23 protein-coding genes are annotated in these 20,927 nt (G+C 62.7%); 11 read left to right on the plus strand and 12 right to left on the minus strand.

Annotated elements, in window-relative coordinates; all coding sequences use genetic code 11:
- Positions 1–85 precede the first annotated feature (85 nt).
- Positions 86–1,150, plus strand: a complete 1,065-nt coding sequence (locus ACVWZT_RS23780; protein ID WP_457471757.1) for a TerC family protein — start codon at positions 86–88, stop codon at positions 1,148–1,150.
- A gap of 7 nt (positions 1,151–1,157) precedes the next feature.
- Here ACVWZT_RS23780 and ACVWZT_RS23785 read toward each other — a convergent pair whose 3' ends face one another.
- The 4 genes from ACVWZT_RS23785 to ACVWZT_RS23800 form a co-directional block, all read right to left on the minus strand.
- Complete coding sequence (locus ACVWZT_RS23785; protein ID WP_457471758.1) at positions 1,158–1,547, minus strand: hypothetical protein; 390 nt, start codon at positions 1,545–1,547, stop codon at positions 1,158–1,160.
- 160 nt (positions 1,548–1,707) lie between these two features.
- Positions 1,708–2,097: a hypothetical protein gene (locus ACVWZT_RS23790; RefSeq protein ID WP_457471760.1), complete on the minus strand. Its 390-nt coding sequence runs from the start codon at positions 2,095–2,097 to the stop codon at positions 1,708–1,710.
- Complete coding sequence (locus tag ACVWZT_RS23795) at positions 2,081–3,490, minus strand: PAAR domain-containing protein (RefSeq protein WP_457471762.1); 1,410 nt, start codon at positions 3,488–3,490, stop codon at positions 2,081–2,083. The genes ACVWZT_RS23790 and ACVWZT_RS23795 overlap by 17 nt, the downstream gene beginning before the upstream one ends.
- A gap of 140 nt (positions 3,491–3,630) precedes the next feature.
- Positions 3,631–3,999 (minus strand): histone-like nucleoid-structuring protein, MvaT/MvaU family, encoded by a 369-nt coding sequence (locus ACVWZT_RS23800; protein ID WP_296230489.1) that lies wholly within the window; start codon positions 3,997–3,999, stop codon positions 3,631–3,633.
- Between the two features lie 293 nt (positions 4,000–4,292).
- Between ACVWZT_RS23800 and ACVWZT_RS23805 the strand changes: the two genes are divergently transcribed.
- Positions 4,293–4,964, plus strand: coding sequence for an OBAP family protein (locus tag ACVWZT_RS23805; RefSeq protein ID WP_457471764.1), 672 nt, complete (start codon positions 4,293–4,295; stop codon positions 4,962–4,964).
- 88 nt (positions 4,965–5,052) lie between these two features.
- On the opposite strand, the gene ACVWZT_RS23810 is transcribed toward ACVWZT_RS23805, so the two are convergent.
- On the minus strand, positions 5,053–6,282 hold the full coding sequence (locus ACVWZT_RS23810; RefSeq protein WP_457471765.1) for an acyl-CoA dehydrogenase: 1,230 nt from the start codon (positions 6,280–6,282) through the stop codon (positions 5,053–5,055).
- A gap of 141 nt (positions 6,283–6,423) precedes the next feature.
- Between ACVWZT_RS23810 and ACVWZT_RS23815 the strand changes: the two genes are divergently transcribed.
- Together ACVWZT_RS23815 and ACVWZT_RS23820 are read left to right on the plus strand one after the other, a co-directional pair.
- On the plus strand, positions 6,424–7,350 hold the full coding sequence (locus ACVWZT_RS23815) for a LysR family transcriptional regulator (RefSeq protein WP_457471767.1): 927 nt from the start codon (positions 6,424–6,426) through the stop codon (positions 7,348–7,350).
- A 196-nt stretch (positions 7,351–7,546) separates the two neighbouring features.
- Positions 7,547–8,701 (plus strand): cysteine desulfurase family protein, encoded by a 1,155-nt coding sequence (locus ACVWZT_RS23820; protein WP_296230217.1) that lies wholly within the window; start codon positions 7,547–7,549, stop codon positions 8,699–8,701.
- Positions 8,702–8,707: 6 nt separating this feature from the next.
- Here ACVWZT_RS23820 and ACVWZT_RS23825 read toward each other — a convergent pair whose 3' ends face one another.
- The 3 genes from ACVWZT_RS23825 to nfsB all read right to left on the minus strand — a co-directional run bounded on the left by ACVWZT_RS23825 (position 8,708) and on the right by nfsB (position 10,375).
- On the minus strand, positions 8,708–9,145 hold the full coding sequence (locus tag ACVWZT_RS23825) for an RES family NAD+ phosphorylase (RefSeq protein ID WP_296230218.1): 438 nt from the start codon (positions 9,143–9,145) through the stop codon (positions 8,708–8,710).
- Complete coding sequence (locus ACVWZT_RS23830) at positions 9,142–9,591, minus strand: antitoxin Xre/MbcA/ParS toxin-binding domain-containing protein (RefSeq protein WP_296230219.1); 450 nt, start codon at positions 9,589–9,591, stop codon at positions 9,142–9,144. Before ACVWZT_RS23830 ends, ACVWZT_RS23825 begins: the two co-directional genes overlap by 4 nt.
- A 130-nt stretch (positions 9,592–9,721) precedes the next feature.
- The gene (nfsB, locus tag ACVWZT_RS23835; protein WP_457471768.1) at positions 9,722–10,375 is read right to left on the minus strand and encodes an oxygen-insensitive NAD(P)H nitroreductase; all 654 of its coding nucleotides are present in this window, start codon (positions 10,373–10,375) and stop codon (positions 9,722–9,724) included.
- A 104-nt stretch (positions 10,376–10,479) separates the two neighbouring features.
- On the opposite strand from nfsB, the gene ACVWZT_RS23840 reads away from it, so the two are divergent.
- The 3 genes from ACVWZT_RS23840 to ACVWZT_RS23850 are packed head-to-tail and all read left to right on the plus strand — an operon-like array spanning position 10,480 to position 12,916.
- A complete protein-coding gene (locus ACVWZT_RS23840) occupies positions 10,480–11,403 on the plus strand; it encodes a LysR family transcriptional regulator (protein WP_296230221.1) in 924 nt (307 codons plus the stop codon).
- A gap of 47 nt (positions 11,404–11,450) precedes the next feature.
- Positions 11,451–12,281, plus strand: coding sequence for an AraC family transcriptional regulator (locus tag ACVWZT_RS23845; protein ID WP_457471771.1), 831 nt, complete (start codon positions 11,451–11,453; stop codon positions 12,279–12,281).
- Positions 12,282–12,331: 50 nt separating this feature from the next.
- Positions 12,332–12,916, plus strand: a complete 585-nt coding sequence (locus ACVWZT_RS23850; protein ID WP_457471773.1) for a LysE family translocator — start codon at positions 12,332–12,334, stop codon at positions 12,914–12,916.
- Between the two features lie 61 nt (positions 12,917–12,977).
- Here ACVWZT_RS23850 and ACVWZT_RS23855 read toward each other — a convergent pair whose 3' ends face one another.
- A complete protein-coding gene (locus ACVWZT_RS23855) occupies positions 12,978–14,177 on the minus strand; it encodes a sugar transporter (protein WP_457471774.1) in 1,200 nt (399 codons plus the stop codon).
- Between the two features lie 205 nt (positions 14,178–14,382).
- Between ACVWZT_RS23855 and ACVWZT_RS23860 the strand changes: the two genes are divergently transcribed.
- Complete coding sequence (locus tag ACVWZT_RS23860) at positions 14,383–15,699, plus strand: hypothetical protein (protein WP_457472140.1); 1,317 nt, start codon at positions 14,383–14,385, stop codon at positions 15,697–15,699.
- A 60-nt stretch (positions 15,700–15,759) separates the two neighbouring features.
- On the opposite strand, the gene calA is transcribed toward ACVWZT_RS23860, so the two are convergent.
- Positions 15,760–16,812, minus strand: a complete 1,053-nt coding sequence (calA, locus tag ACVWZT_RS23865; RefSeq protein WP_457471775.1) for a vanillin reductase — start codon at positions 16,810–16,812, stop codon at positions 15,760–15,762.
- A gap of 180 nt (positions 16,813–16,992) precedes the next feature.
- Here calA and ACVWZT_RS23870 point away from each other — a divergent pair, with 180 nt between their 5' ends.
- Entirely contained in the window at positions 16,993–17,898 is a 906-nt protein-coding gene (locus tag ACVWZT_RS23870) for an AraC family transcriptional regulator N-terminal domain-containing protein (protein ID WP_457471777.1), read from the plus strand.
- 35 nt (positions 17,899–17,933) lie between these two features.
- Here ACVWZT_RS23870 and ACVWZT_RS23875 read toward each other — a convergent pair whose 3' ends face one another.
- The gene (locus tag ACVWZT_RS23875) at positions 17,934–18,530 is read right to left on the minus strand and encodes a TetR/AcrR family transcriptional regulator (protein ID WP_457471778.1); all 597 of its coding nucleotides are present in this window, start codon (positions 18,528–18,530) and stop codon (positions 17,934–17,936) included.
- Positions 18,531–18,623: 93 nt separating this feature from the next.
- Between ACVWZT_RS23875 and ACVWZT_RS23880 the strand changes: the two genes are divergently transcribed.
- Positions 18,624–19,220 (plus strand): NAD(P)H-dependent oxidoreductase, encoded by a 597-nt coding sequence (locus tag ACVWZT_RS23880; protein WP_457471780.1) that lies wholly within the window; start codon positions 18,624–18,626, stop codon positions 19,218–19,220.
- A 1-nt stretch (position 19,221) separates the two neighbouring features.
- Here ACVWZT_RS23880 and thpR read toward each other — a convergent pair whose 3' ends face one another.
- Entirely contained in the window at positions 19,222–19,767 is a 546-nt protein-coding gene (gene thpR / locus ACVWZT_RS23885; RefSeq protein WP_457471782.1) for an RNA 2',3'-cyclic phosphodiesterase, read from the minus strand.
- Positions 19,768–19,925: 158 nt separating this feature from the next.
- Between thpR and lpxO the strand changes: the two genes are divergently transcribed.
- Complete coding sequence (lpxO, locus tag ACVWZT_RS23890; RefSeq protein ID WP_296230246.1) at positions 19,926–20,825, plus strand: lipid A hydroxylase LpxO; 900 nt, start codon at positions 19,926–19,928, stop codon at positions 20,823–20,825.
- The last annotated feature ends 102 nt before the right edge of the window (positions 20,826–20,927 follow it).

Below are 20,927 nucleotides of genomic sequence, written 5' to 3' on the forward strand. Positions count from 1 at the left end.
TGTGATACCGGGCCCCTCTGACGGCTGCCAGGCCGCCATGTCGGATCACTGTTGCCATGCAACGTCGACATTCAAGGAGGGGCTCATGACAGCTCTGCAAACATTCCTCACCACCCCGTTTCTCGGCACCAGCGCCTGGTTGTGGCTACTGTTCGTGGTCATCGTCGTCGGCCTGCTGGTGCTCGACCTTGGCGTGCTGCACCGTCACGACCGGGAAATCGAAATGCGCGAAAGCCTGTTGCTGTACTCAGGCTATTTCAGCGTCGGCGTGCTGTTCGGCCTCGGGGTCTGGTATTACCTGGGCGCACAACCGGCGCTGGAGTTCTATACCGGTTTCCTGGTCGAGCAGTCGCTATCGATGGACAACGTTTTCGTCATGGCGATGATCTTCAGTTATTTCGCCATCCCCCGCCGCTACCAGCACCGCGTGCTGTTCTGGGGCATCCTCGGCGTGGTCGTGCTGCGGGCGATCATGATCGGTGTGGGCGCGGCGCTGGTGCAAAACTTTGCCTGGGTGTTGTACCTCTTCGGCGCGTTCCTGCTGTTTACCGGGGTGAAGATGGCGCTGTCGAAGGAAGACCACCGGCCGGACCTGGCCAACAACCCGATCCTGAAGTTCGTGCGGCGGCACATGCGGGTCACCGAGCAGATCCACGGCGCGCATTTCTTCGTACGCCTTGCTCCGCCCGGCCAGAGCAAGGCGCTGCGCCATGCCACCCCACTGTTCCTGGCGCTGGTGCTGATCGAACTGGCCGACCTGGTGTTCGCCGTCGACAGCGTGCCGGCGATCTTCGCCATTACCCAGGACCCGTTCATTGTCTATACCTCGAACATCTTCGCCATCCTGGGGTTGCGCTCGCTGTATTTTGCGCTGGCGGCGCTGATGCACCGGTTTGTGTACCTCAAGTATGCGCTGGCGATGGTGCTGATCTTCATTGGCTGCAAGATTTTCTATCACGGCATGGTGGGCAAGGTGCCGGCGCTGCTGTCGTTGGGGGTGACGTTCGGGTTACTGTTGGGTGGGGTGGTGGTTTCATTGGTCAAGACGCGGGGGGAGAAGGTGGCTGTCGTAAATCAGTCAGTCGAACAACCTGCAAATTCCAATCGTACAATCGACCAGAAAGAGGAAGACCCGCAGATGCGGGTCTGAGGTTTCGTTATCCTTTAATCATAAGGTAACCCACCAATGACCAAAGCAGCGCAACAAGAATCATCCACAACGCAATAATCATCTTTCGCTTCAAGCACGGCGGAAAGTCCTTCAGCTCCTGCTCATCAAGCCAGCCCATATATAGGTGCAGCTTGGGAAACGCAACCAAGGCGCTCACCGTACTTAACAACAAACAGCGGGACCTCAGGCTTCCTCCCCCCCAAACAGGCTTCATTTGCTCCAGATAAGGGTTGCTTGTGATAGCGGACAACGCGACTTTATAATCGCGAGACACCGCGACTTGCACATTAATAGCAAGCCCTAAGAACCCAATAACAAACGGTCCAATCAGGAATGCCAGCTTAAATAGCGGCGGCCAACTGTCAAAGTCAGTCATTTGTCAGATCACTCAACACAACATTAATAAATGGCTCCCCCACATACTCACCGACGTTCCCCCCACTGTCCCGGCAGCGAGAAAAGCGCAGGTTTAGCCCAGCCAGGACTTCTAAATGGTTAACCAACGCAGCTGAAAAATGCATAACGCAATGGAGCAGCTACACTGTTATACAAACATAGGTAACTACCATCCAGACCAGACCGACTATGGTCAGCCACGCCGAGAATTTCAGTATCCGCTTGAGTGCTACTGGAAACTGCCTCAAAGCATCTTCACTTAAGTGACCACGCTTCAAATGCACATCCGGGTAAATGAGTACGCCACAAATAAATGTGAGCACCAACCAGCGCGTAGCCTGCGTCTTAGCACCGTAAAATCTCTTCATCTGCACCAAGCCCGGGTGGCATTCCAAACATTTGTAGGCGACTTCGAAACGTCTGGTATAAGCGACGAAGGCACTGATGCTACAGCCGGCCATGGACAGCAGAAACGGCCCCATCAACATGAGCAGTTTTAGCCCCCACGGCCAGCTATCGAAGCCAGTCATAGCCTGCCTCATATATAAACCTCCCTGTTTCCTCACCTATCTTCTCACCGAGTATTCCACCCGCGAGAGATCCGCCACCAACGAGCACAATGCCACATATAGGTGTCCCTAGCCCTGCCGTTCCAGCAGAAAATATTCCACACACAGCAAGTGCAGCTAAGCCACTCACTTTTCCTGCAGCGAATGCTCCGGCGACACCGCCCGAAAAACTACCTGTTTCTGTAAACCGTACTCTCCTGCACGACTCGGTCTCTCCTGCGCGACATGCTTCTTCCACCTTCAAGTAAGACGAAGTGCCGCCAAGACCTATTGCTGCATACCCTCCATACTCAAGGTACTTGCTAAGCCGCGCCACCTTGTCCAAATGCGTCGTATACCCCGGTATCTGCCCCGGCCCGCCCGCCTTCGACCAATGATGCACGAGGCTCTTGGTCGAAATATTCAAGCGCTTCTTCAGCCGTTCGTAGTTGCCCAGGTCCAGTTGCTTGTTAAGAAACGCCACTTTCAACTGGCCATCCAGCTGCTGCAGCAACTGTCGCCGTTCGGCGAAAAAGTTCGGGCTGTTCAGATGGCCATGGCGCATGAACTCCCGCTGGTGCAGTTGTTCGATACTGGTCAAGGTACTGCTGACCTGCTTCAGTCCTTGTTCCAGCATGTCCTTGCCCACGCCCATGGACTGGCTGGCATTGCTGAGCAGACCCGCAATTTCAGCCTGGTGCTCCATCATGAAGTCCGCTTCGGCGAAATCGAGCACTGCCAGCGCACGGCGCGCATGCTGGGCCGCCGCCATCAGCTGTCCCTCCTCGCGGGTGCAGGCATCACCGTGGTCAGGATCACCGATGACGAAGATTTCCCCTGCCTTGAAGCCCTGTTCAAACGTCGGGTTGAGCCGCTGCAGCCGTGAGATTGGCAACGTGGCATCGTGCTCGGCCAATTGCAGCAGCACCTGCGCGAACGACATGCGCCGTGGCACTACATAGAACCCTGGCTCCAGCGTACCGGGCAACGCCCCCACTACCGGTTGGGAGAAGTGTTCGGGGTACAAGGCGTTTGGAGGCTCGGCAAAGTGTGTATCAGCCCTGCCCATAACAGGCTGCGTAGACGGTGGCGCCTCATGCAGCGGTGCAACAACCCGATTACTGCCCGGTGGGCAGCCACAAAGCACCAGCGCACCGTCCACGGCCACCCGCTGGCCGCCGGAAATAAAATGGTTTACGCCTTCGGCGACAGTGCCCGCCTGCCCGCAGAGCGGGCACGGCGTGGTGCGGTCACCCTCGCGAAGCACCATTCGACCGTCGGCGAGATAGCCGGCGCCCGTCGCTATACAGACAGCACCCGTAGTGGTGACATCACCATCGACCGCCTGCCCTCTTCCCTCCAGACTGACGCGCATCCACAAGTTCCCTGTACCTGGTTCAGGGATGGAAACCTAGCATCCACAGGGGGACTTCGAGGGCAGGGAGTCAAAAATCAGAAGTTTCCTACGGGCTGGCCAAGCTTACAGTTTCGCCTGGTTTCACCTGCCTGGGCACGCTAACGAACCAGCCAGTTCTCAACTTCTTCAGCGCCATGTTCAGCTTTCCAGGCCTTCATCTTCGCGTGGTTGCCGCCCTTGGTTTCAATCATTTCACCCGTATGCGGGTTCTTGTACTGTTTCACCTGGCGCGCGCGCCGCTTGGCTTTGGGCGCAGCGGCGGGCTGAGCCGGGCGGCGACCGCCTTGCGGGTCCAGCAGGCTGATGATGTCGCGCAGGCTGAACTCGTACTTGGCCAACAAGTTGCGCAGTTTGGTTTCAAACTCGATTTCTCTTTGCAGCTCGGGGCTGCCTTTCATGGCTTCCAGTTCGGCAAGTTGAGCAGCCAGTTTCTGTTCCAGCTGGCGGAATTCGGCAAGACGGGACATTAGGGTACCTTCCTCAGGACGGCCTGGGTTGTCTGGGTTGACAACCAATTAGTGCAGCCACGCAAGTACTAAGTTCCAGGCCATTGCACCAGCTGTACCGCCTGTCCCGTGAATTCAATGTTTTGCACCAACTGGCGGTCTTCTGCCCACACCCCATGGAGACCGATTACATGAAGTTCATCGCATGCTGGCTGCGCCTTTCAGTCGCCTGTCTTGCCCTCTGGGGCTGCTCCACGCCCCGAACAGTGTCGCCTGTCGACGCACCCGGAAAATCCGAGTCCGGAACCACCAGAATGTTGGATGCAGGCGCAGCGCTGTTGCAGGACAAGCCCCCCATCGAAGCGCTCAATGCCTATCTGGATGGCTTCCACTTCTACAACGGCCACCCCGACATCCAGATGGAAGCCCACCATTACTGCTCGGTGCTGAACGAAGATGTCATCCAGTGCGTGATCTACGACGGCAATACCCGTAGCGCCAAGATCATGGGCGTCGAGTACATCATCGACCAGAAGCTGTTCGCCCACTTGCCGGCAAAGGAGAAAGCCATGTGGCACAGCCATGGTTATGAAGTATCGTCTGGCCAACTGGTAGCACCAGGCATCCCCGCGCCGGCAGAACATGCGCTGATGCAGCGCCTGGCACATACCTATGGGAAAACCTGGCATACCTGGCACACCGACCAGGACAAGGCGCTGCCGCTCGGCGTCCCGCAGTTGATGATGGGCTTTACCGCCGATGGCCAGGCCAACCCGGCCATGGTCGAACAACGCAACCGGCGCCTGCGCATCGATACGGCCGACAGCAAGGCGCAACGGGCCGACATCGCGATACCCGCACCCGACCCGCAGGCCAACGGCTGGCAACGGGGCAATGTCATCCAGCTCGTCGACCCGACCGGCGCCCACCTCCATCGCCCCAGCCAGGCAACACCGGAAAACACCAACAGCCGCTCCAGCCGCTAGCCGTTCTATGGGCTTCCTGACGAAAAGCCCGCGGCCACCGGTCTGGCTGCGCCCTGCCTGTGGAAGCGGGCGACCCAAGCGAGCGAAATCATCGCTCGTCGTGCCCCTTGCGCGCCGGCATATGCTTGCCGATTTCATACTTGCCAATCGCCGCCCGGTGCACCTCGTCCGGCCCGTCGGCCAGGCGCAGGGTACGTTGCATGGCATACATGTAGGCCAACGGGAAGTCGCCGCTCACCCCAGCCCCGCCATGGATCTGGATCGCCCGGTCGATCACCTTCAACGCGACGTTCGGCGCCACCACCTTGATCTGCGCAATCTCGCTGCGAGCCACCTTGTTGCCGACCGTGTCCATCATGTACGCCGCTTTCAACGTCAGCAGCCGGGCCATGTCGATTTCCATGCGCGAGTCGGCAATCTTGTCGACGTTGCCCCCCAGTCGCGCCAGCGGCTGGCCGAAAGCGGTGCGCTCCACCGAGCGTTTGCACATCAACTCAAGTGCACGTTCGGCCATGCCGATCGAGCGCATGCAATGGTGGATCCGGCCCGGGCCAAGACGCCCCTGGGCAATCTCGAAGCCGCGGCCTTCGCCAAGGATGACGTTCTCGTACGGCACCCGCACGTTTTCGAAGTGCACTTCGGCATGGCCGTGAGGTGCGTCGTCATAGCCGAACACCGGCAGCGGCCGGACGATCTTCACTCCGGGCGCATCGGTCGGCACCAGCACCATCGAATGCTGCTGGTGGCGTGGCCCCAGCGGGTCGGACAGGCCCATGAAGATCATCACCTTGCAGCGGGGGTCGCAGGCACCCGAGGTCCACCACTTGCGGCCATTGATCAGCCATTCGTCACCGTCACGCACAGCTGTGGCAGCCATATTGGTGGCGTCCGAGGACGCCACGTCCGGTTCGGTCATGGCAAATGCCGACCGGATCTCGCCGCGCAACAACGGCTCCAGCCATTGGTGCTTCTGCGCCTCACTGCCATAACGCACCAGCACTTCCATGTTGCCGGTGTCCGGTGCCGAACAGTTGAACGGCTCTGGCCCGAGCAACGAGCGGCCCATGATCTCTGCCAGCGGGGCATACTCCAGGTTGCTCAGCCCGGCGCCGTATTCCGATTCAGGCAGAAACAGGTTCCACAGGCCCTCGGCGCGGGCCCTGGCCTTGAGTTCCTCCATGATTGCGGTGGGCTGCCAGCGGTCGCCCTCGGCGACCTGCCGCTCGAACACCGCCTCGGCGGGGTAGACATGGGTGTCCATGAACGCGCTGACGCGCTCACGCAGTGCCTGGACCTTGGGCGAATAGGCGAAATCCATCGGGGGCTACCTTCACGGTTCGAAGTACATGGGGCAGAGCCTAGAGCAGCAAGCCACCATCCACCTAGTCTATTTTCCGTGTGTATAAACATTCATAACCGATATATGATCGGCCGATAATTCCAACAAAGAGCGGCGCCCATGAACCTCAGCAAGGTCGACCTCAACCTGTTCATCGTATTCGATGCGATCTACACCGAAGCCAACCTGACCCGCGCCGGGCAGATTGTCGGCATTACCCAGCCGGCGGTGTCCAACGCCCTTTCGCGGCTGCGCGAAACCTTCAACGACCCACTGTTCGTGCGCACCGCGCAAGGCATGGTGCCTACCCCCATGGCGCAGAACATCATCGGCCCGGTGCGCAACGCCCTGGCGCTGCTGCGCACTTCGGTGCAGGAAAGCCGCACCTTCAACCCGCAACAGGCCAACAAGACCTTCCGCATCAGCATGACCGACCTGACCGAGGCGGTCATCTTGCCGCCGCTGTTCCAGCGCCTGCGCCGCCTGGCACCGGCGGTGCTGATCGAAAGCTTCCTGTGCAAGCGCCGCGAGACCACCAAGGAGCTGGCCGCCGGGCGCCTGGACTTTGCCATCGACGCGCCGTTGAATACCGACCCGCAAGTACGCCACATCAAACTGATGCAGGATCGCTATGTCTGCGCCTTGCGCCAGGGCCATCCATTGGCAGACAGCAAACTGACCCTCGAAAGCTACCTGGGCATGACCCATATCCATATCTCCAGCCGCCGCAACGGCCTGGGCTATGTCGACCTGGCCCTGGGCAAGATGGGCGTGCAACGCAAGGTTGCCTTGCGTTCGCAGCATTACCTGATGGCCTCGCAGGTGCTGCAGCAGACCGACATGGCAATGACCGTTCCCGAGCGCTTCGCCCGCCGCCATCAGTTGCGCTACCAGCCACTGCCGGTGGAAGTGCCGGCGCTGGAGACCCATCTGTATTGGCATGAAAGCACTGACCAGGACCCGGCCAACCGCTGGATGCGCGAACAGATCACCGAGTTGTGCGAGCGCGTCGTGGCCGAGGAGGAAAAGGCGCTGGCGCCCGCCTGAAGGGCTTGCCAAGAGGCGTTGGGGCCAAACCTTGGGCAGGCGAGAGAAAAATTTTCTACTAATCGTTCTATTGGTAGAAATATCCATTCAGCGATTCGGGAAATATCGCCGCAAGAAGCAAAAACTATTGCCCACGCGGCGGGTACGCTTGCTGCAACGATCGCCGAGATTACGGCAATGACACGGACCCGCCCCAATGCCTAGCGCCCCGCTCTATTTCGACTATGCCGCCACTACTCCGGTCGACGACCGGGTCATCGAAACCATGCTTGCCTGCCTCGGCAGCCAGGCCAACTTCGGCAACCCGGCATCCACCGGCCATGCCTTTGGCCAGGCCGCCCGCCAGGCTGTCGAGCAGGCCCGTCAGCAAGTGGCCGAACGCGTCGGCGCGCAGGCTGACGCACTGGTCTGGACTTCAGGCGCGACCGAGTCCAACAACCTGGCACTCAAGGGCATCGCCCAAGGCTTCGGCCAGCCCGGGCACCTGATCACCAGCCAGCTGGAACACAAGGCCGTGCTCGACAGCGTGGCTGAGCTGGAGCGCCAGGGTTGGGCGGTTACCCGCCTGGCAGCCGATGCCGCCGGGCTGATCCAGCCTGCCGCCGTGCAGGCGGCGTTGCGCGCCGACACCCGCCTGGTATCGCTGATGGCGGTCAATAATGAACTGGGTACGCTCACTGACGTTGCCACGATTGGCGAACAGGTGCGCACCCACGGTGCCCTGCTGCACGTGGATGCAGCGCAGGCGGTGGGCAAACTGGCCATCGACCTGAGCGCGATGGCCGTGGACCTGATGTCGTTCTCGGCGCACAAAGTGTATGGCCCCAAAGGGATTGGTGCGCTCTACGTCGGGCCGCGCGCGCGCCCGCTGATGTGCGCGCAGATGCACGGCGGCGGGCATGAGCAGGGGTTGCGATCCGGCACCCTGGCGACCCACCAGATCGTCGGCATGGGCACCGCCTTCGCCTTGGCCGGCCAGCCCGGCGACAGCGAGCACCGCCGCCTCGAACAGTTGGCCGGGCGCCTGCGCGAAGGCCTGCTGGCGCTGCCTGGCGTCAGCCTCAATGGCTGCGCCCAACAGCGTATTCCGCATACGCTGAACCTGTGCATTGACAACCCCCGTTTCAACAGTACCGCACTGGCCAGCGAGCTGGCATTGTCAACCACCTCTGCCTGCAATTCGGCAAGCAAGGCGGCCTCGCACGTGCTGCTGGCAATGGGACTGGACGAACACCGGGCACGCAACAGCGTGCGCCTGAGCATCGGCCGCTTCAGCACCGAGGCCGAAGTGGACACAGCGATCAAAGTTTTTGCCAGGGTGCTGGCAGCGGCTTCGGCGGCATTCTGGTAAACCTGTCTAGAACAGCCGGCTGTCCGGGGTGAAGTCTTCGACTTCGAGCCTGGCACTGTGCGCCTGCGGGTGCCGCGGGTTGAACAGGTAATTGATGGTTCTGGGCATGATCGCGCTGGGCACCGGCAGCAGCAACGCCGAACAGTCATCAAGGAAGCGGTTGCCCAGACCGCGGGTAAGTTCGGTCTGCGTTGACCAGCCAGGCTGCAAGGATGGCAGCTGTGCCTGGGAAACCGTGTCGGGCAACTCGATGCGCAGCAAGCGCATCGTGGTGGGGAAATCCTCGGGGTCGATCTCCAGGTGCACCAGCACTTCGAGCATGGCACCGGCCGGGCTGGTGGCAGCATAGACCACTGGCCGACCGGCCTGGTGCCAGCGGCCGCTGACGCGCAAACCGCCGGTTCCGCTCAGGTCGGCATAGGCGCTGATCCGCCACAGGATCACAAGCCAAAGCCTTCGGCGATCTGCAGCAGCATTTCCTCGACCTGGGTAGTACCTTGCTGGGTAGTGAGCATCTGCATGGGCGTCAGTCCCGCGAAGCGCTCCTTGGGCTTGGATAGCCAGCGCTTGGCCTTGGCCGCGTCGCCGAACACGGCTTCGGCCATCGCGGTGATATGCGCCGAGCGGAACAACCGGTCACTTTCCTCGACGGTCAGTGGCTGGTCACGTTCGATGCGGGACTTCAGGGTGCGCAAGGGAATGATCTGGTCACGCTCCACTGGCGTGAATACCCCCAGCTCGGTCAGCTTTACCAGCCAGGTGGCGGCAAACCCGTGGGTGATGCGGGTGTGGATCTCGAGATCACTGGCAAACTCGGGGATTTCCAGCAGCGCATGCAGGCGCGCCCGGTACTCGTGGTAACCGTTGTCGCGAAGCACTTCGGCAAGCATGGCAAGCTCCTTTCCGGCGTTTGCCGACAAGTATGCGGTATTTGCCGGATACTTGCCAGCCAGGATGCCAAGCGGCCCAGCCCTGACCTTGATAAATTGCAAGGGCCGCTGTGCGGCCCCCCGGACGATGTCACAGGAAGGTGAACACCTGCGAAGCCGGCAAGCGCGACTTGTTCAGCCCGGCATTGAAATCCGTCTCGCTGCGGTACCCCAGGCTGAGGATTACCACGCTGGTGAAGCCACGCTCGCGCAGGCCCAGCTCGGCATCGAGGATCTTGCTGTCGAAGCCCTCGATAGGTGTCGCGTCCAGGCCATGGGCCGCAGCCCCCAGCATGGCCGTACCGAACGCCAGGTAGGTCTGCTTTTCCATCCAGTGCTGCAAATCTTTCTGGTCAAAACGGTGCAGGTCGACGTAGTGCCGGCGGCTCTGGTTCTGCGCGGCACGCGCCTGCTCATCACGGAAGCGCCCATCCGCTGCCTCCTGCTCGAGCACTGCGTCCAGGTGGGCCTCGCTCATCTCGGTGCGCGTGCAGAACACAATCACGTGTGACGCATCGAGAATCTTCGGCGAGTTGTAGGCAAAGCGTTCGGCAGTGCTCTTGGCCACGCGCGCCTTGCCTTCGGCAGAATCGGCGACGATGAAATGCCACGGCTGCGAGTTGACCGAAGACGGGCTGTGGCGCAGTTGTTCGAGCAGGGGGTCGACGGTGGCCTGGGGAATACGGCGCGAGGCATCGTAGGCTTTGGTGGTGTAGCGGCGCTTGGCCAGCGAGACAGTATCCATGCAACAACTCCTGGAATGAACGAGGGATTTGCTGGCCATGCTATCTTCCCTGCAAAAAAGAAAAACCGGCACAATGCAACAACACTTTAACTTGTGGAGTGAAAATGCTGCGCATCGCCGACCTCGAGCTGTTCGTTCGCAGCAGCGTACTGGGCAGTTTCACTGCCGCCGCACACGAAGCCGGCTTGTTGCCAGGCCAGGTGGCTGCCGCGATCAAGCGCCTTGAGCGTGATCTCGATGTGCGCCTGTTTGCCCGCACCACCCGCAGCCTGCGCCTGACTGCCGAAGGCGAGTTGTATCTGCCGACCGCCGTGAATGTGCTGGAAAGCCTGCGCCAGGGCCGCGAAGACCTGCATGGCAACTCCAGCGTGCTGCGTGGCGTCCTGCAGGTATCAGCGCCTTCAGACCTGGGCCGCAACATGCTGTTGCCGTGGCTGAGCGCCTTTCGCCGCGAACATCCGGCCCTGCACCTGCGCTTCTTCCTGTCCGACCAGATCGCCGATCTCAACCGTGACCCGGTGGACGTGGCCATTCGCTACGGCCTCAACCAGGACGCCAACTACATTGCCCTGCCGTTGGCCGACTGGAACCGCCGGGTGCTGGTCGCCTCACCCGACTACCTGGCACGGCACGGCCGCCCGCTCACGCCTGAAGCCCTGCAACAGCACGCCTGCCTGCTGTACATGCAGCACAATCGGGTCTACGACAAATGGCGGGTGGGCAACCGTACCGTGCAAGTGCGCGGGCCGCTGGTCAGCGACGATGCCGACGTGATCCGCCGCCTGGCCTTGCAAGGCGAAGGCATCGTCTACAAGTCGTGGCTGGATGTGAGCGCCAACGTGGTAGCCGGCGAACTGGAAATCATCCTGCCCGAGCACATTGGTGAGGCTGCACCGGTCACCTTGGTATGCCCGCACCGCAAGCAGCTCACGCCCGCGATCAGGCAATTGCATGTGTGCCTGCGCGAACGCTTCGAGGCTTTGCGCAGCCGGGCCCTGAGCAACGGCTGCACAATCGTTCCAGACTGAGCCGGGCCGTTACGCTAAGGTAGTGGTTTCCGTTACGGCACGCCCCCATGAGCAACTGGATCGACCTCAAACAGGACGCCGACACCGGCATCGAGTCGGTCCGCGCGCATTTCGTCGGGCATGCCTACGACCCGCACTGGCACGACAGCTTCCTGGTCGGCGTGACCGAACAGGGGGTGCAGCAGTTCAACTGCCGCCGGGTACGCCACCGCAGCACACCGGGGCAGGTGTTTCTGCTCGAACCGGGTGACATCCATGATGGCCTGGCACCGACTGCGGAAGGCTTCACCTATTCGACGCTGTATCTGCAACCCGCCTGGCTGGACCAGCAACTGCGGGCGCTGTTCGAGCACGTGCCAGGCGACAGCCTGCCCAGCTTCGCCGATACCCTGTGCCACGACGAAAGCCTCGCCCGGGCCACCGCCCTCGCCTTCCGCGCCGTGCACGGGCAAGACTGGCGCATCGTGCGCCAGACGGCCATGGACGACCTGCTGGCTTGCCTGACCCGCCACCTGCACTGGCGCCGACGCATCAACCCCGACCCGCGCCTGCCGCTGACCGCGCAGCGTGCGCGCGATTACCTGCACGCCAACCTGGCGAGCGACATTGGCCTGGAAGACCTGGCCCAGGCCTGTGGCATCGACCGCTTCCGCCTGACCCGCGCGTTCAAGGCCGCGTACGGCCTGGCGCCGCACGCCTACCTGATCCAGCTGCGCCTGGCTCGCGCGCGGCGCCTGCTCGCCCAGGGCCAGACTCCCAGCGAAGTGGCCATGGCCCTGGGCTTTGCCGACCAGAGCCACCTCGGGCGCTGGTTCCGCCGCGCCTACCAGCTGACCCCGGCCGACTACCGCAGGCGCTGCTCAAACCTTCCAGACTGAACGGCGGCGGGCAGCGAACATGGCGCTTCGTTCATCCGGAGCCCTTGATCATGTCGCAGTCACTGTTGCCTTTCATTCTGTTTGCCCTGGTGTCCAGCATCAGCCCCGGGCCAACCAACCTGTTGATCCTCGCGCATGGCGCTCGCGCCGGGCTGCGCGCGAGCCTCGCGCCGATCGTGGCTGCCTGTGGCGCAGCTGCCGTGATCGTGCTGATGGTTGGCCTGGGGCTGGGTGAGCTGCTGCTACGCCACCCGCTGGCTCAGCAGTTGATGAGTGGCGCCGGTGTGCTGTGGTTGAGCTGGCTGGCGTGGAAAATGCTGCGCAGTGCGGCCGCCCCGCTGCAGGCAGCCACGGGGCAAGGACTCAGTGCGTTCAGCGCGGCCGCGTTGCAGGTGGTGAACCCCAAGGTGTGGCTGATGGCGGTGGCCGTGGTCGGGGTGTTTGCTTCACCATCGCTGCCGGTGTGGCGGCTGGCGCTGGTGTTCTGGCTGATCGCCCTGCCGTGCATGGCGGCGTGGGCGCTGCTTGGAGCAGGCAGCGCGCATTGGCTGCAGGCGCCGCAGAGGTTGCGGCTGTTCAACCAGGTGCTGGCAGGGGTGCTGCTGTTGTCTGCTTGGGCTGCCGTGCTGGCCTGAGCAGTCTGCACCCTCGCTCTCAGGTCTACAGGTATCTGCAGAAGTGCGTGCCAGGGTCAGGTCAATGTGTCAGTGCCTCGCGGAACCGCGCGGTACTGGCAACCGCCAGCAGCAACCCGAGCACCGCCACGCTTCCGCCCACCAGGCCGATGTAGGCCACGTCCAGCTGGCTGCTGACAATACTCCCGAGCAACGCGCCACCGCCGATGCCGATGTTGTAGATACCCGAGAACAACGCCATGGCCACGTCGGTGGCATCGGACGCCAGCTTCAAGGTCTTCGACTGCAGCGACAGGCTGAAACTGAGAATGGCCACGCCCCAGAACATGCTCAGCGCAGCGAACGCATAGAAGTTGCCCGACAGCGGCAACAGCAGCAGCAGGCAGGCCGCCAACAGGCCGATCGAACCGACCAGGAAGCCATGCGGGAAGCGGTCGCTGTAACGGCTGAACAGCAACGAGCCGAATACCCCGGCACCACCAAACAACAGCAATAGCAAGGTGGTGCGCTCAGCGCCGATCTGTGCCACGTGCAGGGCAAACGGCTCGATGTAGCTGTAGGCAGTGAACTGCGCGGTGATCACCAGCGTCACCAGCACATAGGTGATCACCAGCGCCGGGCGCTTGAACAGGATCGGCAGGCTACGCAGCGAGCCGGAGTTCTGGCTGGGCAACAAGGGCAGCGACTTCATCAGGCAGAGCATGGTCGCCAGCGCCACCACGGCAATGCTCAGGAAGGTAATGCGCCAGCCCAGCGCCTCGCCCACCACCCGGCCCAGCGGGATGCCCAGGACCATGGCCAGGGTGGTGCCGGTAGCCAACAGGCCCAGCGCCTTGGCCTGCTGGCCCGGCGGTGCCACGCGCACCGCCAGCGAGGCGGTAATGGCCCAGAACACCGCATGCGCCAGGGCAATGCCGATACGGCTGACCAGCAACATGGCAAAGCTCTGCGACAGCCACGACAGCAGGTGGCTGACGATGAACACCATAAACACCAGCAGCAACAGGCGCCGCCGCTCGATGTTGCGGGTCAGCAGCATCATCGGCAACGAGGCCAGCGCCACCACCCAGGCGTAGATCGTCAGCATCAGGCCGACCTGGGCGGTGCTCATGGCAAAGCTGCGGCCAATGTCACTGAGCAGCGCCACCGGGACGAACTCGGTGGTGTTGAAGATGAACGCCGCCAGGGCCAGGGCAATCACGCTCAGCCAGCTGCCGCTGCCTGCCGTGGGGGGCATGTGGGTGGGTATGGGTCCATTCATGGGTTGAAACCGGTTCTCCGCAGACAAGGCAACAGACCGCACGCCAGCCACCCGGTTGCACCGGGTGTCGACGTACGCTTTGTTATTGGAAGGAATGCCCGGCATGGTACGCGTCACACCCCGGCCTCACAACCGCGCATCGGGCAGAAGGAGTACCATGCGCGCTTTGTGGATACGTGTACGCAACCAGGAGCCCGACCCGCGCATGGACAAGCAGACTCCCCAGCAACAGTGGCAACAGGCGGTCACCGCCTATGCCCGGGCCGTCAACGACTACGTCGCGCAGGGCCGCGCGCACGGCTGGGACCACCTCGAAGCACCGCAGGCCGCTGCCACCGAGCACCTGCTGGAGGCCTGGCTGGCCGCCCTGCAGGCGGCCAACCGCCCCGGCGTCGATGACCAGCAGCGCCAGGCCTTCCGCGAGGCCTGGCCGCCTGCGCACCATCCCTTGGTGCCGTTGCTCGATGCTCACGGCCAGGGCATCAGCAACGTCTTGCTGCTGGATGACGGGAGCCTGCTGGCGCGCATCGGCATGCCCTGTGACAAAGGCCAGGTAGTGCGTATCGACAGCCACGCGGTAACGCCGGTGATCGGGGTCGAGCATTTCGGCCGCTGCCCGGCACGTCGCTACTTCGCCCTGGCCAACACCGAAGGGGTGCGCGTGACCGATGGCTGGGGCGGCCCCCAGGTACAGCGCCTGGCCTGGCCGACGGGGCTGGAGGGGTTGCCGGCAGGTTACCCGTTCGAGCCGTTCGAGTTGCCACCCACGCCCTCCGCCCTGATCCCCTTTCCGGATGGCCAGCGGGTCCTGCTGGTAAGTGCCGAAGGTATCTTCCTGCTCACCTGCCAGGGCGCGATCCGACTGCTGCCGCAGCAGGCACGGATACTCGATGAGCTGGCCGAAGGCACCGACCCGGACGACATCAGCCTGGGGCTGAGCATGGAGCACGGAGCGGTATCGGCGGATGGCCGCTTGATCGTGGTCGGTGAGCAGGGCAGCCGCCACCTTGTGCTGGACCACCAGCTCAGGCCCGTGGCTGCAATCGGGCCTGCCAGCGAATACCCGCACTTTGCCCTGTTCAACCGCACGGGTGACCAACTGCTACTCAACGCCTGCCATTTCTACAGCGGTGCCACCCTGGCGGTCAGGGTGGCCGACCTGCCGGGGCTGGATACCGACTACTACAGCCAGGACCCACGTACGCCGCTGGTACAGGATGGCGCACGGGTGTATGCCGCCGTGGCGCGCGATGGCGAATATATCGTGGGGGATGCCTATGGCTACCTGCGGGCGTTTGGCGAAGATGGGGTGGAGCATTGGCAGCATTACCTGGGCTCGACCATCAGCGCGCTGGATATCAGTACCGATGGTCGGACACTGGTGGCAGCCAGCCATGCCGGGTTCGTTTCGTTGATTGCGCTGGATGGCGGGCGGCCCGCCTGGCAGATCGGCACCGGGAAGCATGGCGAGGTGCGGCGCTGGTTGTTCTGGAAGGACTGGGACAAGCCGATGGCCTGGTAACCGTGCGCGCAACCCCGCGCCCGCCGCGCATGGACCAGCGGGAGCGGGCTTGCCCGCGCATCAGCCCTGAAGTGTGGCCATGTCAATCACGAAGCGGTACTTGACATCGCCGGCAATCATCCGCTCGTAGGCCTGGTTGATGTTGCGAATATCCAGCAATTCGATATCGCAGCGAATGTCATGCTCGGCGCAGAAATCCAGCACTTCCTGGGTTTCGGCGATCCCGCCGATCAGGGAACCCGCCAGCACCCGACGCTTCAGCACCAGATTGGCCGCGTGCACAGCCGGGTCGATCGGTTCGATCAGGCCCACCAGAATATGCACGCCATCGAACTTCAGTGTTTCCAGGTAGGGATTGAGGTCGTGCTGCACCGGGATGGTGTCGAGCAGGAAGTCGAACCGCCCGGCTGCAGCGCGCATCTGCCCGGCATCGGTGGACACGATCACATGGTCGGCGCCCTGGCGACGCGCTTCCTCGGCCTTGGCTTGCGAACGGGTGAACAGCGTGACCTCGGCGCCCAGGGCCTTGGCCAGCTTGATGCCCATGTGGCCCAGGCCGCCCATGCCAAGGATGCCGACCTTGTGCCCGGGGCCGACGCCATGGTGCTTCAGCGGCGAATAGGTGGTAATGCCAGCACACAGGATCGGCGCGGCGCTGGGCAAGTCCATGCCGGCCGGAATGCGCAGCACGAAGTGCTCGCTGACCACGATACTGCTTGAGTACCCGCCCATGGTATTGCTGCCGTCGACCCGGTCCGGGGTGGCGTAGGTCATGGTCGGGCCTTCCAGGCAGTACTGTTCCAGGTCCTTGGCACAGGCTTCGCAATGGCGACAGGCGTCGACCATGCAGCCGACCCCGACCAGGTCACCGGCCTTGTGCGCAGTCACTTTGTCGCCCACTGCGGTGACGCGGCCGATGATTTCGTGGCCAGGCATCAGTGGGTACACGGCAATGCCCCATTCGTTGCGTGCCTGGTGGATGTCCGAGTGACACACGCCGCAATACAGGATCTCGATGGCGACATCGTCCGGGCGTGGGCTGCGGCGCTCGAAAGTCATGGGCGCCAGGGGGCTGGTGGGAGTCTGGGCGGCATAACCGATGGCGGTGTACATACAGGGCCTCGCTGTGAAGTGAAACGATTCAGGCGGCGCATTTTGCGCGCCATGTACCGCCCCGCCCATCGCTGATCCTCCGGCATTCATGCCTGATTCTCCGAAGATGTCCTGCCGCAGCTGGCGCGCCGCCGCCAATCTGCGATGATCAAGCTGTCTGATTCTCTGCCTTGGTTCACCATGCAACTGACCCGACACGTCGACGCCAATGCGCCGCTTTGCGCCCTGATTCGCCGCCTCGCCATACACCCGGGCTTCGTACCCACACACCTGCCCCAGGTGCAGGTATTGAGTTGGGACCATTACGTGGCCAGCAGCCCGCAGATCTACGAACCCAGCCTGATGATCCTGGCCCAGGGCAGCAAACTGGCACGCCTGGGGCTACGAACCCTGGAGTACGGCGCCGGGCATTATCTGGTGCAGGCATTGTCGGTGCCGTTCATGTGCGAAACCTTTGCCACCCCCGAAGCGCCCTTGCTGGGCGTGGCGGTGCACATCGACCGCGGCGTGCTCGGGGAGCTGGTGCAAAGCATGGATCTGGCCCCGGATGCAGCGGTGCAGGCACAAACGCCGCAGTCGATGACTTCAGCGGCGCTCGATGCGCCGATGCGTGAATGCGTGGAACGCCTGTTGCACTGCCTGCAGGACCCGCTGGATGCCAAGGTGCTGGGGCCGGCGCGGGTACGCGAGGTGCTGTATACCGCCTTGCGTGGCCCGCAGGCGGGCGTATTGCGGGCATTGGTCGAACAACAGGGGCATTTTGCCCGCATTGGCGCCGCCCTCGCCCACCTGCGCGAGCATTACGCCGAGCCACTGAGCGTGGAGGCGCTGGCGGCGCGTGCCAACATGAGCGTGTCGACCTTTCACGAGCATTTCAAACGCTGCACTGACATGGCGCCGATGCAATACCTCAAGCGTCTGCGCTTGCTCAAGGCCCAGCAGATGCTGATTGGCGAAAGCCTGGGGGTGGCTCAGGCGGCCCACCGGGTGGGGTACCAGAGCACCTCGCAGTTCAGCCGCGAATACAAGCGCCAGTTCAACCGCAGCCCAGGCGACGAATTACCCTATCAAAGCTTGCCGGTTTGAGGCGATGGGCTGTGCCGCCGGCCAATCTCGAACCGTCACTGGCGCTCGACCATCGCCATGATGGCGGCCTGCAGTTCGGCCTTGGCCGCCTGTGCTTCCAGTTCTCCCGCCGCAGCCGCCTGCGACAACGCATCCGCTGCCCCCACCAACAGGCGCATGCCGGCAGCCCCGACGGTACCGCTGGGGGAAAAGCCGGCCAGCGCTTCCCGACACTTGTCGAGGAAGGGCTGCTCATAGGCCCGCTTGAGCGCTTCCATCTCCGGCGACCCGGCCAACGCGGCCGAGACGCCGGGTATTTCCACCCCCTGGCTCATCACGCAGTCGACGTAGGCCTCGGCTATCACCCAGGCGCGGCTGGCCAGGCTGGCATCACAGCGCGCCAGAGCCTGTTCCAGCATGCGCGACTGGCGGGCATCGTATTCCTGATACAGCGCCACCAACAGCCCGGTACGGGTTTCGAAATGGTCGTAGACCACCGGCTTGGTCACCCCCGCCTGCTCGGCCAGACGGCCCAGGCTGAGGGCATCGGTGCCCTCCGCGCGCACCAGCTGCCAGGCCACATCGAGCAACTGGCGACGGCGCTCGTCACGGCTCAGGCGCTTGCGCGCTCGGGTTGGATCATCGCTTGACATCGCTTACCTACCAAAAGTAACTTACTGAACGTAACTTACCTTGAGTATATAGCGCTGAAGGTAACCCTGCATCCTCATCCAGGAGAATTCACCATGCACGCCCTGATCGTTGTCGGCCATCACGACCCGCAATCCCTGACCCACGCCCTGGCCCGGCAGGTGGCCGCTGGCCTCGCCCACGCAGGCCACAGCAGCGAAATCGCCGACCTGGCCAGTGAAGGTTTCGACCCGCGTTTCGGCCTGGCCGACCATGCCGTGCACCGTCGGCTGGCTGCCCCGCCGGCAGATGTGCGCAAGGAACAGGCCCGCATCGAACGCGCCGATGCCCTGGTGCTGGTGTACCCGATTTACTGGTGGTCGTTGCCTGCCTTGCTCAAAGGCTGGGTTGAGCGGGTGTTCAGCAACGGTTGGGCGTTCGACTATGACGGCAGCTCCACCGTGAAGAAATTGCGCGGCATGAAGGTGCACCTGGTCGGCGTCGCCGGAGCCGACCGCGGCACCTTCGAACGACATGGCTATGGCGAAGCGATGCGCGTGCAGATCGAGCACGGCATCTTCGACTACTGCGGTGCCAAGGTGCTCAGCTCGACCCTGCTGGAGGACAGCGAAGGGCTGGACCCCGCCGCACACCTGCGCACGGCCCATAGACTGGGTGAACGGTTGTTCGTGGATTGCGAAGTGGCAGCGTGAGTCAGTGGGCCAGCGACCATTGCGCCAATGGCCAATAGGCGCCCTTGCGCGACTCGTAGAGGGTGAAATGGCGGGCAGCAAGGTAGAAATCCGGCATACTGCTGGCCTCTGGCGGCTGGCCGCGAAAATCCCTGGCCAGTGTCAGGTGCGGGCGATAGTCGCGGCTGGCCGCTTCCACGCCTAGCGGCAGCAGCACTTGCTGCAGGCCGTACACCAGGTGCAACAGCGCCGCAGGGGTTTGCTGAGCCTCCAGCACCAAGGCGCCGGCCCGCTGCCATACCTGCAAGCGGTCCAGTATCAGCCGTGGTGCCGCAGCCGGCAGCGCCAGCTGGTCGACCGCCGCGCAGATCGCCGGCACCTGGGCGGCATCCACATCGCCGAGAAACAGCAGCGTCACATGGAAGTTGGCGGCCGGCACCGGCTTGCCGCTGCGCAGGTTCAGGCCGCGTCGCCATTGGGCCAGTGCCCGGCGCTGGGTATCACTTACCGGCAAGGCGAAGAACAACCGCTTGAAGGGGGTGCCAGTGCCACGTACATCCTGAATCATGGGAACTCCCGAACATGAAACGTTTGCGCAAGGCTAGAGGGTATTACACCTAAGTCGCCCGGGTGTTTCGTAACAATAGGTACAAACTGCCCCCATGATTGTTTATGCTGGCTGGCTAATGCCATGGCGCATGGCCATTTTTCGACAAGTAAACGTCCATGAAAATTGCACTCGTACTCCTCTTTGCCCTCTCGATCGCCTATGTTCACCTGCGCGGTCGGGTTCGTCACAAGCTGACCCGTCAGCTGGGCGACCACTCCAGTTTCCTGGCCCCGGTCAACAGTTTCCTGTACCTGTTCTCCAGGCACCCGGCCAAGCCTTACCTGCCGGTAGAAGCCTTCCCGGAACTGCAGACGCTGCAGGACCACTGGCAGGAAATCCGTGACGAGGCGCGCCAACTGTTGCACGTCGGCGAAATCAAGAAATCCGACAATTACGATGATGTCGGTTTCAATTCCTTCTTCAAGACCGGCTGGAAGCGCTTCTACCTGAAGTGGTACGGCGAAAGTCACCCGTCGGCGATGACCCTGTGCCCGCGCACCACCGAGCTGCTCAAAGGCATCGGCACGGTCAAGGCCGCGATGTTCGCCACCCTGCCACCGGGCGCCAGGCTGGTGCGTCATCGTGACCCGTATGCCGGCTCGTACCGCTACCACCTTGGCCTCGACACGCCCAACGATGACGGTTGCTACATCGACGTGGACGGCGAAAAATACTCCTGGCGCGATGGTCAAGGTGTGGTGTTTGACGAAACCTATATCCACTACGCGGCCAACACCACCGAGCACAACCGCATCATCCTGTTCTGCGACATCGAACGCCCGCTCAAGTACCGCTGGGCAACCGCGTTCAACCGCTGGTTCAGCCGCAATGTCATGGCAGCGGCCGCCGCGCCCAACGATGCTGGCGACAAGACCGGTGGCATCAACCGGCTGTTCACGCGTATCTACAAGATCCGTGAACGGGGCAAGGCGCTGAAAAAACGCAACCGCACCCGCTACTATCTGGAAAAGTGGGCGTTCGTCGCCGCGCTGGTACTGGTATTCATCTACATCTGACTGGCAGTCGGGCGCTTGCAGAAGCGGCCTTGCTGGGCCGCTTCAAAGCCCGCCAGCACCAAAGTACAAGTCTCACTTCCCGCGCTTCGACTAGCCTGAAAG

Source organism: Pseudomonas sp. TE21394, from assembly GCF_054057835.1.